15 protein-coding genes and 3 tRNA genes are annotated in these 13,134 nt (G+C 45.7%); 11 read left to right on the top strand and 7 right to left on the bottom strand.

All coding sequences use genetic code 11. The features are described from left to right. Positions 1–18: 18 nt before the first annotated feature. Positions 19–90, top strand: a tRNA-Thr gene (locus K7P01_RS07595). A gap of 144 nt (positions 91–234) precedes the next feature. Here the strand turns inward: K7P01_RS07595 and K7P01_RS32080 are convergent. Further along, positions 235–348, bottom strand: coding sequence for a hypothetical protein (locus K7P01_RS32080; RefSeq protein ID WP_397311097.1), 114 nt, complete (start codon positions 346–348; stop codon positions 235–237). A gap of 931 nt (positions 349–1,279) precedes the next feature. Here K7P01_RS32080 and K7P01_RS07590 point away from each other — a divergent pair. Both K7P01_RS07590 and K7P01_RS07585 read left to right on the top strand, forming a co-directional pair. Further along, positions 1,280–2,473: a 30S ribosomal protein S16 gene (locus K7P01_RS07590; RefSeq protein WP_267291473.1), complete on the top strand. Its 1,194-nt coding sequence runs from the start codon at positions 1,280–1,282 to the stop codon at positions 2,471–2,473. A 21-nt stretch (positions 2,474–2,494) separates the two neighbouring features. Continuing rightward, a complete protein-coding gene (locus K7P01_RS07585; protein ID WP_267291471.1) occupies positions 2,495–3,532 on the top strand; it encodes an MBL fold metallo-hydrolase in 1,038 nt (345 codons plus the stop codon). A gap of 85 nt (positions 3,533–3,617) precedes the next feature. Here K7P01_RS07585 and K7P01_RS07580 read toward each other — a convergent pair whose 3' ends face one another. From K7P01_RS07580 to K7P01_RS07570, 3 genes are all read right to left on the bottom strand, one after another. Continuing rightward, positions 3,618–4,154, bottom strand: coding sequence for a redoxin domain-containing protein (locus K7P01_RS07580; protein ID WP_267291469.1), 537 nt, complete (start codon positions 4,152–4,154; stop codon positions 3,618–3,620). Between the two features lie 42 nt (positions 4,155–4,196). Beyond that, the gene (locus tag K7P01_RS07575; RefSeq protein ID WP_267291467.1) at positions 4,197–4,748 is read right to left on the bottom strand and encodes an RNA polymerase sigma factor; all 552 of its coding nucleotides are present in this window, start codon (positions 4,746–4,748) and stop codon (positions 4,197–4,199) included. A gap of 174 nt (positions 4,749–4,922) precedes the next feature. Then, a complete protein-coding gene (locus K7P01_RS07570) occupies positions 4,923–5,804 on the bottom strand; it encodes an alpha/beta fold hydrolase (RefSeq protein WP_267291465.1) in 882 nt (293 codons plus the stop codon). A 244-nt stretch (positions 5,805–6,048) separates the two neighbouring features. Between K7P01_RS07570 and K7P01_RS07565 the strand changes: the two genes are divergently transcribed. The 6 genes from K7P01_RS07565 to K7P01_RS07540 all read left to right on the top strand — a co-directional run bounded on the left by K7P01_RS07565 (position 6,049) and on the right by K7P01_RS07540 (position 8,945). Next, positions 6,049–7,074 (top strand): sensor histidine kinase, encoded by a 1,026-nt coding sequence (locus K7P01_RS07565; RefSeq protein ID WP_267291463.1) that lies wholly within the window; start codon positions 6,049–6,051, stop codon positions 7,072–7,074. Continuing rightward, complete coding sequence (locus K7P01_RS07560; RefSeq protein WP_267291461.1) at positions 7,071–7,781, top strand: LytR/AlgR family response regulator transcription factor; 711 nt, start codon at positions 7,071–7,073, stop codon at positions 7,779–7,781. Before K7P01_RS07565 ends, K7P01_RS07560 begins: the two co-directional genes overlap by 4 nt. Positions 7,782–7,923: 142 nt before the next feature. Continuing rightward, complete coding sequence (locus tag K7P01_RS07555; protein ID WP_267291459.1) at positions 7,924–8,196, top strand: XRE family transcriptional regulator; 273 nt, start codon at positions 7,924–7,926, stop codon at positions 8,194–8,196. A 37-nt stretch (positions 8,197–8,233) separates the two neighbouring features. After that, the gene (gene crcB / locus K7P01_RS07550; protein WP_267291457.1) at positions 8,234–8,617 is read left to right on the top strand and encodes a fluoride efflux transporter CrcB; all 384 of its coding nucleotides are present in this window, start codon (positions 8,234–8,236) and stop codon (positions 8,615–8,617) included. 81 nt (positions 8,618–8,698) lie between these two features. Further along, positions 8,699–8,782 (top strand) — tRNA-Leu (locus K7P01_RS07545). A 78-nt stretch (positions 8,783–8,860) separates the two neighbouring features. After that, a tRNA-Leu gene (locus K7P01_RS07540) sits at positions 8,861–8,945 on the top strand. A 52-nt stretch (positions 8,946–8,997) separates the two neighbouring features. Here the strand turns inward: K7P01_RS07540 and K7P01_RS07535 are convergent. Beyond that, positions 8,998–9,351 carry a winged helix-turn-helix transcriptional regulator gene (locus K7P01_RS07535; RefSeq protein ID WP_267291455.1) on the bottom strand — a complete coding sequence of 118 codons (354 nt, stop codon included), beginning with the start codon at positions 9,349–9,351 and terminating at the stop codon, positions 8,998–9,000. Positions 9,352–9,460: 109 nt separating this feature from the next. On the opposite strand from K7P01_RS07535, the gene K7P01_RS07530 reads away from it, so the two are divergent. Next, positions 9,461–10,060: a short chain dehydrogenase gene (locus K7P01_RS07530; RefSeq protein WP_267291453.1), complete on the top strand. Its 600-nt coding sequence runs from the start codon at positions 9,461–9,463 to the stop codon at positions 10,058–10,060. A 219-nt stretch (positions 10,061–10,279) separates the two neighbouring features. On the opposite strand, the gene K7P01_RS07525 is transcribed toward K7P01_RS07530, so the two are convergent. After that, the gene (locus K7P01_RS07525; RefSeq protein ID WP_267291451.1) at positions 10,280–10,945 is read right to left on the bottom strand and encodes a class I SAM-dependent methyltransferase; all 666 of its coding nucleotides are present in this window, start codon (positions 10,943–10,945) and stop codon (positions 10,280–10,282) included. A gap of 216 nt (positions 10,946–11,161) precedes the next feature. Further along, positions 11,162–12,154 (bottom strand): hypothetical protein, encoded by a 993-nt coding sequence (locus tag K7P01_RS07520; RefSeq protein WP_267291449.1) that lies wholly within the window; start codon positions 12,152–12,154, stop codon positions 11,162–11,164. A 303-nt stretch (positions 12,155–12,457) separates the two neighbouring features. Here K7P01_RS07520 and K7P01_RS07515 point away from each other — a divergent pair, with 303 nt between their 5' ends. Next, the gene (locus K7P01_RS07515; RefSeq protein ID WP_267291447.1) at positions 12,458–13,054 is read left to right on the top strand and encodes a hypothetical protein; all 597 of its coding nucleotides are present in this window, start codon (positions 12,458–12,460) and stop codon (positions 13,052–13,054) included. The last annotated feature ends 80 nt before the right edge of the window (positions 13,055–13,134 follow it).

The following is a 13,134-nucleotide window of genomic DNA, read 5'->3' as shown; positions in this document are numbered from 1 at the left end:
AGGCCTGCCCTGACACTTGCCGAGGTAGCTCAGGGGTAGAGCAGCTGATTCGTAATCAGCAGGTCGTGGGTTCAATTCCCATTCTCGGCTCTCCAATAAAAAGACGATCGCACGACGGTCGTCTTTTTTATTTACCGGCGGGTCGGTACCGTATATGCGCAAGTTATTCAAGAGGATGAAGAGAGCAGGGTTTGGATACTGCTCAGCTTACAAAGCTAATCAACTATAACAATATTAATTTGGTCGACTTTCGTAGCGCAATTCGCGACCCGAGACGTTAAGAGTTTTTGCGATTTTATAGAGCATCGGAATAGAAGGCGGCCGTCCCTTTCGAACAAAACGATGTATGGTGCTATAGTCCTTTTTTTGCTGGATTTCTTATGCCTCCGGAATTCCCCGGACTCATAGGGATGGTTACGTTTACCTTACGAAATGAACCTGTGATCGTATGAATAAACTGCACTGTATTTTTCTGGTTAACGTATACCGCTTCGATTTTCGGGTGTCGTAGAGACGGTTAAGTACGCGTCATAAATTATATCATCACCGCCCAATAGAGTTAGGTGAATTAAATAGATATGCCTCGTGCACAAAGTCGGATTTATTGAAAGCTTCTGAGAAGTCTATATTAAGAACCCTTTGGGATAAAATTATCACCTTGGTTACTTTGGCTGAACCTGGATGGATTATATATATAATTATAATAGCGTATACAGATAGCGCTGTCGTGCGTTGCGTTTATTGCTTTAGGTTGGAGAATATCAAAGTCATTTGGCTCTTTTGATTTGTTGCTATATGTTCGGTGTCGTCAATAATATCAAGTAATGTTTTGGTGCAACTACAATTTTATCTGTACCAATCACCATGATCATGCGATAATAGGGACAAGTAATCGAGACGTTTCCTGTATTTTTAAAAGTTTTAGGGTAGTGAGGGATAGGTAATATTTTTAGCCTTTTTGTTCATTGCCATTGTAATGAACCCTCTATCTTTACTTGAGGCCATCAAATTACATAATATTCATTTGAGGTATAAATAGTTGTTGGGGGATTGCCCTCTTGCGGATTCGGCTGCATTGGTATGGTTTTATAGCCTTAAGATATTGCAAGCACTCGGGTCGCAAACGATTGACTAATAGATTGTTGCGGTTTTATATTATTCCGATAGAGTTTGAAATTAGGGTTTTTTTTTGTTATTTTAAAGAATTTTCATTAAGGATTTTTTGTTAACATGGGACGCCTACCGTAAAACCAGGGTAAAAGGCTTTTGATCTTCAATTATGGAACTATCAAGCATAGGGCGTGAACACTACGATTACACGATGCGCTTTCATCGATATCGTGATTATAAGTGGAATGGCAACGCTCCTAAACTTGTAATCCTTCTACTTGATACAAAGGCTCCCAAGTCGGCTAGGGTTGCTGACGAGATTGGTTTTTATGATCCAGAAGTACAAACTATTAGTTTATTTAAAAGCCGCGTTAATCATTGGCTTGACACAGGAGCTACGATAAATAGTGATTCCTCGAAAATAAGTGCCGCTTGGGAAGCGTCTAAAAAAATATTGGTAAACGAGCGCAATCTGCTTGTACACGATGAAAATCTAAATAAACAGATACAAATTGTAACGGAAGGCGGCCATGAGCAAGAATTTATATACAATTCTTTAAATAGGGCACTAGATAACTTTAAGGAAAGTCTTTCGACAAAACTTGTCAAAGATTATTTGTTGGCAACATGTGGTCCAGACTCGCAAAATGATGTTCCGTTTTGGATAGTCGAAGAGGCATTTGCACACCACAGGAAGCGTAAGTATTTCCATGATCTAAGTAGTGTAAATTTGGCATGGGAAGTGGTTAATCGAGATGCACCGAAAACGTATACATCTGATGAAACTATAACTGTAGCATTATTGCCTGACCGTGAATCAAAAAATATTGATAAAAATGAAACGAAGCTGATTGGAGAGGATGTTTCGACCGCGTATATATATACGTATTTCAGCTTACTCAAGAGTGATACCAGACAAGTTGACGAAACTCTTAGGAGATATTACGATCTTTTGATGCAGGGTGTCGTTGATGTTAAAGAAGATAGAGGCCTGGCACGTATGCTTAGGTTAGGTTTGCGTGGCTATTTAAGCGGGGAAATGAGAGGTGAGAAGAAGATGGCAACAATAGAAATGCGATTTATGGGTATCGTGGATACCGTAGGAGAGAATAAAGTTTTTGTTCGAGCCTTTAATCCCGATAATTTTGATGAAGAAGAGAAAAGGTTTGCTCTTAGTAAGGCTGAATTACTAAAAAAGCAGGTAGACCCAAGAGAAGGCGTATGGTTGGATTTAACTGTGGCGTTTGAGAATGGCAAGCCATTGGATATGAAGGTTGCCCCTTTATCAGAAAAAGATATTGCGTTTGCAGATTCAAAAACAAAAATTAGCGTTAAATTGAGTGATCTATTAAAAAATGGTTGATAGATCCTCTCCCGTTAAAGAATGAATTATATCACGTTTAATGATGTCTCCCAAGGAGATTGTATTTTTATAGAACTAGGATCCGATGGCGGTGAAAATATTGGGTTGGTTGATTTTGGGCTGAAATATATCTATTCTAACGACCCTGAAAGTGTTATTGAATACTATACCTGTCATAATCATGCTGTAGATTTTTTGCGGCGAAACTCTATAAAACAAATCGATTTCATTACTGTTTCTCACCCCCATTGGGATCATTGTGTGGGATTAATGGAAGTGTTGAATTATTGCGATGAACATGGAGTAAGCATTAAAAGTCTTGTATGCCCATTTCTTTTGTTGGACGAATATAGGCATCTTAATAATAAGCACGTTAAGAGCGTCGAAGGGTCTGATGAAAAATACCTGAGTTCAAAATTGTATAAGCTTCTTTTACGTATAAATGATTTGCGTAGAAGGAACGTAATTGAAAACTTAAATTGGTTGGGGACCGATTTTTCTGCGATATTCGATGGCGGGGTTTCCATTCGGGCTGTTGCTCCTAAGTCGGAAGAACTTTCTGCTTTTGCTAATAAAACAAAAAATCACCCGAGTTTGCAAAGGAAGTATGATGACGGAGATTTAATAAATATACTTTCAATAGCGCTAGTTATAAGATTTAAAGACACTCTTATTATTCTCACTGCGGATACGCACATTGATATTATAGATAGGATTTGGAAGGAAGAAATTTTGACGAATATTTTAGAGACAACAAATTTGCTTATCCAGATACCTCACCACGGCAGCGGTGATGAGAACTATTTCAGTGACGATGTTTGGAATGCTATAAGCAAAGTTTCAAATAAAGTGATGGTGGTGGTTTCAAATGGGCTACATGAAGGTTATGGCCATCCTCCAATCGAGGTGGTTAATTGCATGATAGATACGTGTTCCTTTGATTTTTATGCTACTAATTACGGGTTTGGAGTCAAAGAGAAATTTGCTGCCGTACCAACCGCGAAGATCATCGGGCCGCATCGATTTTTGTTTGATGGCATTTCAATTTCAAAGGTATAGATCTGTCCTCTCTAGGATGACGTTATCAGATTGACCTCCGAGTTAGGAAGGATCGTCACGATGTCTCGGTGACGAGTTTTGTAGATTACACCAACTGTGTCTGGAGCGTAGGAAGTGGCAAATGGTCACCTAAAAAACGGCCGTAATGCGCCGTGACCAGCGTACCGTTTTCGCGAATAACAAACTCCGCCGGCACGCGGTCCGTGTGGCCGTCTTGCTTCATGGGGGTGTCGAACAGTCTGGTGCCTTCGCGTACTTTACGGAGCAGACCGTGGAAGAGGCCGCGCATGATTTTGAGCATGGAGCGCTCGACGCCGTATTGGTTATATAAAAGGTTGTCGGGATCGGCTACGAAGTAAAAGGGGTAGGTGTTGGGGCCGAGGTATTCTTTCATCTTGGCGGCGGTTGACTCGTAAACCAGTATGACGATGGTGTTGTTGGCGGCGAAGTGGTCGGCTTGTTTAAGGAGAGTGTGGGTGCGGAGGTTGCAGACGGGGCAGCCGGCGTTTCGTTCGAAGGCGAGGTATACTTTTTTGCCGGCGAATTTTTTGGAGTCGAGTACACGGCCGAAGACATCCGTTACGCGGAAGTTCGGGGCCAGTTGGTTTTGCTGAAGTTTCATGGTATAATGTTCAATGTGTTTGATCCATTATACCCGCCGAGGTTACTCCATCACCCGGTCGGCTGGTATTTTTTTGCGCGCCTGTTCCAGGCATTTATACTTTTGGTTGTCAAACGTGTGCGGGTTTTTATAGCCCATCTCGTCGATGAGCTTTTCGCGGGAGGCCCCGCTAAGGAATGTCTTCGTGAGGAAGATCACGCAGTGGCGGGTCATGCGTTCGAAAATACGTTGGATGATATTGCCCGAGGCCTTGCCGGCTTCTTTTTCTTCCCACTCGGCCAGGCTCATGTCGTGCAGCTCGTAGTCCAGTTGGAGTTTGGCCGCACGTTTGGCCTGGCGCAAGCGTTTGAGCCACAGGTTGGAGGCGACGGCGTGGATATAGGTCTTTATGGATGAGGTGAGGATAAAATCTTCTTTGGGGACTTTATCCAGCAGCACGATAATGGTTTCCTGGAAAACGTCTTCGGCGTCGGCCGCCGTACCGCTGTTGCGGATGACGAATTTTTCGATCGTGGGGTAATAGAACGTGTACAGCAGGTTGTAGGCTGCATTGTTGCGTTCCTTTAGGCCAGTGACTGTTTTTTGTTCATCCATGGTAAGGCTTAATACTCGGTTTTGGGGCGGATCACCCAGGTGATCGGAATATTTTTTTCAGATAGCTGCAAAACGTTTGATAAGAGCGGTCCGTTCGACGTATGCCCAAAAAAGAAATCCTTCCGCCCGGTAAAGGATCAGAAGGATTTGAATTTCTCCGATGGGGTAATAAGACTATTTCTTATTTAGGAACGCATCCGCTTTCTCAAAGAACCACGCTGGGTCATCATAGAAGATAAAATGTTTGGCCTTGTCGTTTATCTCCAGGGTGGAATTGGGAATCTTAGCGATTTGTTCCTGGTATGCCTTCAATGCGCTTTCCCGCGTTGTGCCGTAGTTCTGGTAGGCTATCCAGGTACCCAATAATAGTACAGGACAATCAATCGCAGCGACGGTTTCACGCAGGTCGGTGGTCATGAGCTCATACCAAACCTGGGCTTGCGTGGGAATATCGGACTGGGATGATATGGCGCTGACCTGTTCGAGTCGTTCGGGGCTGGTGATCATGGCTTGAAGGGCACTATGACTGTAAGTCTTGTATTGTTCGCGAGTCTGTATGGCCATGGCTTTTTGAGCGCCTTCGGCGTAGGGCTTCGCGGTGGCTGCCGTCGCGCCGGGGTATTGCAGCGCAGGAAGGAAAGGAACACCATCAACGGCAATGACCTTGCTGAAGGTACCGGGCGCGCTGGCCGCGGCCCAAAATGAAAGTACGCCCCCCATACTGTGTCCCATAATGACCGACGACTTTAGTTTCTTTGTTTTGATATAGGCCAGTAAATCATTCTTAACGCCCTCCAGAAAACCTGGTTGTAAAGCCGGGGGCGTACTGCCGAAGCCGGCAAGTGTTATGATATGACATTCGTAACGGTCCTGGTAGTGTGCTACGGTTTCTTTCCAGACGTCGCCGGTGCACGAAAATCCGTGTATAAGAATAAGCGGAGTGCCAGTTCCTTTTACTTCGACGACAAATGTAGGGTGTTCAGCATACGCCATACAGTGGGCAAACAAGAGTCCGGCGAGCAGGGCAATGAGAGGTAAGGAGAAAATATGTTTCATATCGGTATTGTTTTTTGTTGATGAGACAAAGAAACTGCGGTGCTGAACGATTTGAAATTTTTCTTGACCAACCGTACCGCCCTGCTGACCATCTGCAGGGCGGTGCCTATCCTGCCCTTTAAGAGCTGGTCGTCGATAAAAATGACGACCGGGAAGGGATGAGGCCGCAGTTGGTCAATGACTTTGCCCACTTTGTCAAGGAAACTTGCTGAAAACCCGTAGGGTTGTGTTACTTTATCAGTGCATGAATACCGAACGCTTCTGGTTTTGGCTTGATCGGCTAAAATTCCACCACCTCCTGTTTTGGACTGTCTATTACATCTTTTGGGTATCGATGTACCAATCCATGTACCAGAACCTCTTTAGCGTGGGCCTGGTGACAGCCGTGTACTTATTGTTCAATGCGGCTTGCTTTTATAGTATTTCATACTGGGTAGGGCCACGGTTCTATAATCGCCGACGGTACGTGCCAGCCCTGCTACTTTTCGTCATGATCGTAATCGCCGCGTCGGTCGGGCTTGCGTTCTCACTCATTCAGACGATGCACGTATTGGGCACAACGTATCCCCTTCAGCTTTCGATGGTCATGGGCTATGCCATCATCTCCAACATCACCGTGTTGGTAATCGCCACGGGCCTACGGCAATTGCTAGGACGCTTCCGCGCCGATCGCAACACAGCGACAGTGCGCCGCAAGCAGGTGGAAGCCGAGTTACAATACCTGAAGGCGCAAGTCAATCCACACTTTCTATTTAATGCCATTAACAGCGTATACTTCCTGATCAAGAAAAATCCCGACCTGGCGTCGGAAACGCTCATCAAGCTCAGCGACCTGCTACGCTTTCAGCTATACGACTGCTCGGAAGATACCATTCCGATCGAGCAGGAACGTGAGTACCTGGAAAACTATATGGCGCTGGAGAAGCTGCGCAAAGGAGACCGGGTGACGCTGGACTATCGCACCGAGGGCGACTTGCACGGCTTTCATATCGCGCCGTTGGTGCTTATCGCATTCCTGGAAAATGCCTTTAAGTTTGTATCCAACTATACCGATCGCGAGAATATAATTCGTGTCATCTTGTGGCGGGAGGATACACGGTTTCGTGCATCATTTTACAATACGTATGAGCCCCTTCCACCCGCGGAGGTCGGCGGTATCGGGATCCGAAATGTGAAGCGGCGATTGGAGTTGTTGTATCCCGATCATACATTCGTGGTGAGCCGCGAGCACGATAGTTATACCGTGACGTTAACGATTCCGCTGGCATGAGCAAAATAAAAACCATCGTCGTAGAAGATGAGCCGCTGGCGCGGGAAGGACTGTTGAGCTATATCCGGGAGGTCGACTTCCTGGAAGTTGTTGCCGCCTGTGAAAACGCATTGGATGCAAATCGGGTGTTGTCGTCGGCACAGGTCGACCTGATGTTTCTCGATATCCAGATGCCGCGACTTACCGGTATTGATTTTTTAAAGTCGCTCACCAGGCGTCCGATGGTCATTATGACCACGGCCTATCCTAACTTCGCGCTACAAGGATATGAGCTGGATGTCATGGATTATCTGGTAAAGCCGTTTCCGTTCGATCGTTTTCTAAAAGCCGCCAACAAGGCCCGTGATTTTTTTACACTGCGCGCGCAAGCGCCGCAAAACACAACGCCTGTCCGTGAGGATTACTTCTTTGTGAAGTGCGACTATCGCTATGAGAAAATTCATTTCGATTCGATTCTATATGTCGAGGGCATGGAGAATTATATCGTGATTCATACGGCAGAAAAATCGTTTATGACGTTGCTTCGTATGAAGAATATCGAAGAGATTCTGCCGACGCCGGCGTTTATGCGTATTCATAAATCCTATATAGCATCGGTGAAAGCCATCGCTGCCATCGACGGGAATGAAGTTATTATCGGCTCGAAGCGACTGCCGTTGAGCCGTGAACGAAAGGCGGAGATCTTAGAACGATTGTTGAAGCATTAGCGCGATTAGAGACTATTCATCGGGATAGTATATGATGTTTCGGAAACGATGGTCCTGAAAAGATGTTCCGGCAATGAAGGTCTTTAAATGAAGGACTTTTAAAGATGTAATTTTTACGGTGTAAAGGCCTGAATTTGGCCCTGTGACCGAAGAAATACTACTACGACAGTTTGCCGAAAGTGTGGCCCGCGTGTTTGTTGGCCTGCGAAAAGAAAAAGGATATACAAGCTATGAAAGCTTTGCGTTCGATCATGAGTTCCCACGGGCGCAGTATTGGCGCGTGGAGACCGGCAGACACAACCTTACACTGCGAACGCTGACCAAGTTATTGATCATTCACAACCTCACGTTGGAGGAGTTCCTGCAACGCGTGATTGTCGAGGCTGTGTCCGGCGGCCATAAAGTGCCCGAATAAAAATGCTATCTTTCCGGCAGCATTTTTCAACACGGATATGGACCTGTACAAAATTCTGACGGTGGCGCTAGGCGGCGCGATGGGCAGTGTGGCCCGGTACGTTACGGTGCGGTCGGTCGACGCGCGGCTGAACGCCGTGTTCCCGTATGGCACCCTGGTGGTGAATGTGATCGGCTCGTTTGCCATTGGCTTGTTGTATGGGCTGGCGATGCGGAAGACCGGATTCTCCGAACCCTGGCGACTGTTTTTGGGTGTCGGTTTCTGTGGAGGCTTTACAACCTTTTCGGCCTTTGCCTGGGAAAATTTTAGCCTGTGGGAGCAGAAAATGGCGCCAACGGCCCTGGTGTATGTGGCGGCGACCCTGGTTTTGGGAATTTTTTCAGTTTTTGCCGGAAGTTTTGTGAGTCGTTTTTTAGAATAGCTTTGATAATCTGCGAAGCTTTGCTACTTTTGTCGCCCCAACACGCACACACACTGTAAATTCGTACTATCCACACAAAATGCCCAGGTGGTGAAATTGGTAGACACGCTACTTTGAGGGGGTAGTGCCTTAACCGGTGTGCTGGTTCGAGTCCAGTCCTGGGCACCCGGCTAGTCCGCTGGATCACATAGGGAAACAGGTAGGACTGCACGTTGTAAAAACATAGACGCACATAACGATTATACCGAAGTGGTGGAATTGGTAGACACGCACGTTTCAGGGGCGTGTGTCGCAAGACATGGGGGTTCGAGTCCCCCCTTCGGTACCAAAAGGCTTGTCGTTTGACAAGCCTTTTTTGTTTTGCCATACTATATCTTCTATCAAGCTACCTCATCCAGCTTCATAATATGCTCGCGGCTCCATTGTGACAGAAGGTGCATAATTTCACGTAGCGATTCGCCTTTATCACTTAAGGAATACACTACCCTGGGTGGAATTTCCGGAAATGCTGTGCGAATAATTATTCCGTCGGCTTCCAGTTCCTTGAGACTTCTTGACAATACTTTCAATGCCATGCCCGGCATTGTTTTATGAATGTCGCCAAACCGCATGGGTCCTTTCAATAAAAGCCAGATAATAGGAGGCTTCCATTTGCCGCCAATCACATCAATGGTGGCTGTGATCGGGCAGTCATCTGCATGGTGAATTTCTTTTTGACTTTTTTCCTGTTCCATTTCCACGAATTCGAAATTACTACCTTTTTGTCATTACTAGACAGAAAGGTAACTACTTGCCAAAAGTACACTATTGGGATAGTTTTGCTAAACAAAAAAGAGAGTAAGTATGAAAATTATCATCATTGGCGCTTCTGGGACTATCGGTAAGCATGTTGTAAAAGCATTGGAACAAGGTCATGAAATTTTAAAAGCAGGATCAAAAAGTGGCGATCTGCAGGTCAACCTGAATGATCCTGATTCCATAAAGCAGATGTATGAAAAGGCAGGTTCTTTTGACGCGGTCGTGTGTGTAGCGGGGGATGGTCACTTTGGGCCGTTAAACAAAATGACCGATGCCGACTTCAGAGTAAGTGTGAACAGCAAATTAATGGGCCAGGTGAATTTGGTGTTAATAGGTCAGCACTATATTAATCCAAAAGGGTCGTTCACGTTGACTTCGGGGAGTTTGGGCGATGACCCCGTGGTGCTGGGAACTTCACTGAGTGCCGTGAATGCTGCTATCGATGGCTTTGTGCGGGGAGCATCGATCGAATTAGAGAACGGCGTGCGGATCAATTCTGTGGGGCCGGATGTAGTAGAAGAATCCCCGGGCTACTTTCCTTATTTTCAAGGAAGAATCCCCGTGTCCATGCATCGTGTGGCTCAATCCTATGTGAAAAGCGTGGCCGGTGCACAAACAGGAAAAGCGTATAAGGTTTATAACTAGCTTCCTGAAATAGTATTCAGCAGTATAGGGAATGGAGATCGGGTAATCTTAAAAATATGACTATCCTGCTTTGACTTTCTGACCGTCGCGGTATAAAATCGAATGCCTGCAGAGGATGCTGCAGGCATTCGATATATGAGTTTCTGCCGGTGGAAGAAAATAACTACCTGATCCGCATGAGAGCAGTATCCAAACGATGTAGCCCGTTACTGATGTTTCTTATTTATACGCTGCTTGCAAGTCTTTGCGCAGGGTCGTGATGGAGTACTTGTTATAATAATCGCCTGTAGCGTCGTAGTTCTTGCTTATATGGCTCAGACTACGCTTGTCCAGCAACTGATACATCTGCGTGGCCGTGAAAATCTCGTCGTAGTTTTGCTTATATGCATACGCCTCCATCTCCTGAATGTGCTGGTAGGCGTTACGGACCGGTCGTTCGGTAAAGAAGTCGATGATCATCAGCGAGCCGCCATCTTTCAGCACCCGGTCTGTTTCGGCAATGGACTTCAGCAGCATCTCACGGTCTACCACATAGAGCACAAACCCGATCACAATGAGGTCGAAGGCTGCGTTGGAAAAGGTCGACAGGTCATCGGCGGTACCTCTTACAAATTGTACCTCCGGATATTGTTGCTTACCCTTGTCAATGGCTTCTTGCGAAGGCTCGATGCCGGCCACAAATGAACCAAACTGGCTGCGGATAGCGTCAAGGCGATAGCCGGTGTTGCAGCCGATTTCCAGTACACGCTGCGGTGTATAATTATATTCTTTTAGCAGGTTGATTACCACATCCTTTTCCGGTACATAAGAAACGCCTCTGTTCCGGTTAAAATAGTTGTCTGCTTCGTAGTGCAGGAATGCTTCTTTTTGTGTTTTACTTGTCATGGGTCTTAACAGGTTTTTCCATTGGCCACATTCAGGTTGTCCTATAGCAGCCGGAGCTCGAACGCAGGTACACTGTGGCCGATCTGTACAATTTAAGGATTTTTGCGTTTCCGTTAGAGAAGCATTAGCTTTTTTTACGGATTATTTGGGGAATTAACTTCCGATGAGATAGCCGGACCGTAGGGGAGGCAGGCAAAAAGAGGCTGATACTGCGTATTAGCCGACATTAGTAGATTCAGTTATCGAAAACACATCAATCTGATTCCCAGAGGTCCCCATCGCCACCAGATTCAATTCGCGGTTATATACAATTGGAGGAACGTACTTTAAATAACGGATGATAGAGGACACCTGTTCCCCTGTTGCCACATCCTCCATTGTATCCAGCACCACTCCGGTCTGGATGTCAATAATCTTGGGGTATTTATAAAAATCCCAGGCAATGCCATTCTGAACGCCAACAATATTGCCAAACTCTCCCGAGACCTTAACGGGGTTCTTTACTGTTTGCGCTATAAAATCCCACGTGGCGATGTGATGCAAAGGTAAATCATCATCAGATTCTAATGCTCCTAACAACACCTCGTGCTCGTTGACAAACGCGCCGATACTTTTCTCCAGAGGTCCTTCTGCTGTCGATATACCACCCTTGTCCAACATGTTCGGGTCCGCCAAACAGGCATCAATATCATACAGACAGCACACATCCAGCGGATGCCAAACCCAACCTCTTACCATGAGAAACTTATTGTCAGGACTTACTTCCAGGCGTGAGTGAAATATATCGACCGGCGTTCTTCCAGGAATATTGGTTACGATCTCTCCCGATTCGACGTCTTCGAAGTCAAGTTGATCGTAGCGTATCGGGCAATGGATGAGGTAGGTTTTTCCTGTCGGCGATGTATAAAATGCTGCGGGATATTCATACGTGGCCGCATGGTAATAAGGGCGATTTATCTCCCGAAGAAATTCGCCAAGTTTCAAGAGTACACCTTTGGTGCTGAGGTTCCCGTATACAAATACATATTGACCATCCTGCGAGGTAATACAACGGTCAAAGGCATGGGAGAGTGTGAAGCCTGTTCGACTGACGCTACCGTCAAGCCCATAAAGCGTCCAGTTGGTACCATCGAGAATGGTATTATCCAACCAGCTAATAGAGCCACCCCACCACTCCGTGGTAATGGTCTGTCGTTTAATCGTAAACATTGTTTTTTGAATTGAAAAATCTCTAGCCTTGAAATAATAATTGACAATAACTTGTAAAGGCTGTGCAAGAAAATGCCATGTCTGGTAATTAAATGCCTGAAAAAAAGAAGAATTCTAAATGACCGTTAACACACGAAGCCTGATGCGGGGGATCTACTTTAGACAAATGCTTCTGGTTACAAAGATATAAACGTTAAATCGAAAAATGCAAATAGCGATAGTATTCATGACTATTCCGAAAACCAATAGTACTTGAGGCCAGAGCAATAAATTAGGGTTTTGAAGCGTTAAAACGATATTCCCATGAGAGCGACTTCTATTTTCTTGTTTTTAGTTTATGTCTTGTTAATGATGGCAGTTGGTTTTGCCTACTGGTGGCAGCGGAAGGAAACAATGCGGACGCGTGAAGTCGCTGCGTTTCTCAGCAGTTTGGCTGAAGACGCTATGGATGTAAAAAAGGAGAGGGTGCAGCGATATCGATATCAGATCGAAAATTGCCAGTCATTCTTCGAGCGAACGCAACATGCAGAGATGCGGGAGGCATATCAGTATGCCAAACAGTTGTTGGCAGTACTGGACAGCGGAGTAGCTATACTTGATCGAATGAGCAAAGAACACGAAGACCGCGCACTGTGTGAGCACCTCTTTCAGGATTATCGGCAATTGATCCAAGTCAATCGCTCAATCTTGAGAGACCAGTCCTCTCAATTCAAATTTTTACTTTTCCCGTACGTCGGACTCGATACGGCGTTGCTTCCGGAACGTATGGACGTGAAAGAACGCGACGCGGTAGAAATAAGCGTTGTGATCCTCGAAGATGGCTTATACCATGTTGTTCAATGGAATTTATACCAGGCTCTCAGCGATCCCTGGGGGGCAGAGCGATGCCCAGACTACTGACGCCCATCTTTCCTGATACCAGCGAACATCTCGATCGATGTCAGTCGTGGGAAGGACGGGGATGGTAGCAAGGAATGTGT

Source organism: Parachryseolinea silvisoli (assembly GCF_021190955.1).
Taxonomy (GTDB): domain Bacteria; phylum Bacteroidota; class Bacteroidia; order Cytophagales; family Cyclobacteriaceae; genus Ohtaekwangia; species Ohtaekwangia silvisoli.
The sequence above is the reverse complement of the archived record's forward strand: the minus strand, read 5'-3'. Positions and strand labels throughout refer to the sequence as shown.

Excerpts from the sequence above, each read along its gene's own strand:
- K7P01_RS07535 (WP_267291455.1), bottom strand. The coding sequence starts at position 9,351 with ATGGAACAGGAAAAAAGTCAAAAAGAAATTCACCATGCAGATGACTGC.
- K7P01_RS07515 (WP_267291447.1), top strand. The coding sequence starts at position 12,458 with ATGAGAGCGACTTCTATTTTCTTGTTTTTAGTTTATGTCTTGTTAATG.
- K7P01_RS07575 (WP_267291467.1), bottom strand. The coding sequence starts at position 4,748 with ATGGATGAACAAAAAACAGTCACTGGCCTAAAGGAACGCAACAATGCA.
- K7P01_RS07560 (WP_267291461.1), top strand. The coding sequence starts at position 7,071 with ATGAGCAAAATAAAAACCATCGTCGTAGAAGATGAGCCGCTGGCGCGG.
- K7P01_RS07590 (WP_267291473.1), top strand. The coding sequence starts at position 1,280 with ATGGAACTATCAAGCATAGGGCGTGAACACTACGATTACACGATGCGC.
- K7P01_RS07525 (WP_267291451.1), bottom strand. The coding sequence starts at position 10,945 with ATGACAAGTAAAACACAAAAAGAAGCATTCCTGCACTACGAAGCAGAC.
- crcB (WP_267291457.1), top strand. The coding sequence starts at position 8,234 with ATGGACCTGTACAAAATTCTGACGGTGGCGCTAGGCGGCGCGATGGGC.
- K7P01_RS07520 (WP_267291449.1), bottom strand. The coding sequence starts at position 12,154 with ATGTTTACGATTAAACGACAGACCATTACCACGGAGTGGTGGGGTGGC.
- K7P01_RS07570 (WP_267291465.1), bottom strand. The coding sequence starts at position 5,804 with ATGAAACATATTTTCTCCTTACCTCTCATTGCCCTGCTCGCCGGACTC.
- K7P01_RS07530 (WP_267291453.1), top strand. The coding sequence starts at position 9,461 with ATGAAAATTATCATCATTGGCGCTTCTGGGACTATCGGTAAGCATGTT.
- K7P01_RS07585 (WP_267291471.1), top strand. The coding sequence starts at position 2,495 with ATGAATTATATCACGTTTAATGATGTCTCCCAAGGAGATTGTATTTTT.
- K7P01_RS07580 (WP_267291469.1), bottom strand. The coding sequence starts at position 4,154 with ATGAAACTTCAGCAAAACCAACTGGCCCCGAACTTCCGCGTAACGGAT.
- K7P01_RS07565 (WP_267291463.1), top strand. The coding sequence starts at position 6,049 with ATGAATACCGAACGCTTCTGGTTTTGGCTTGATCGGCTAAAATTCCAC.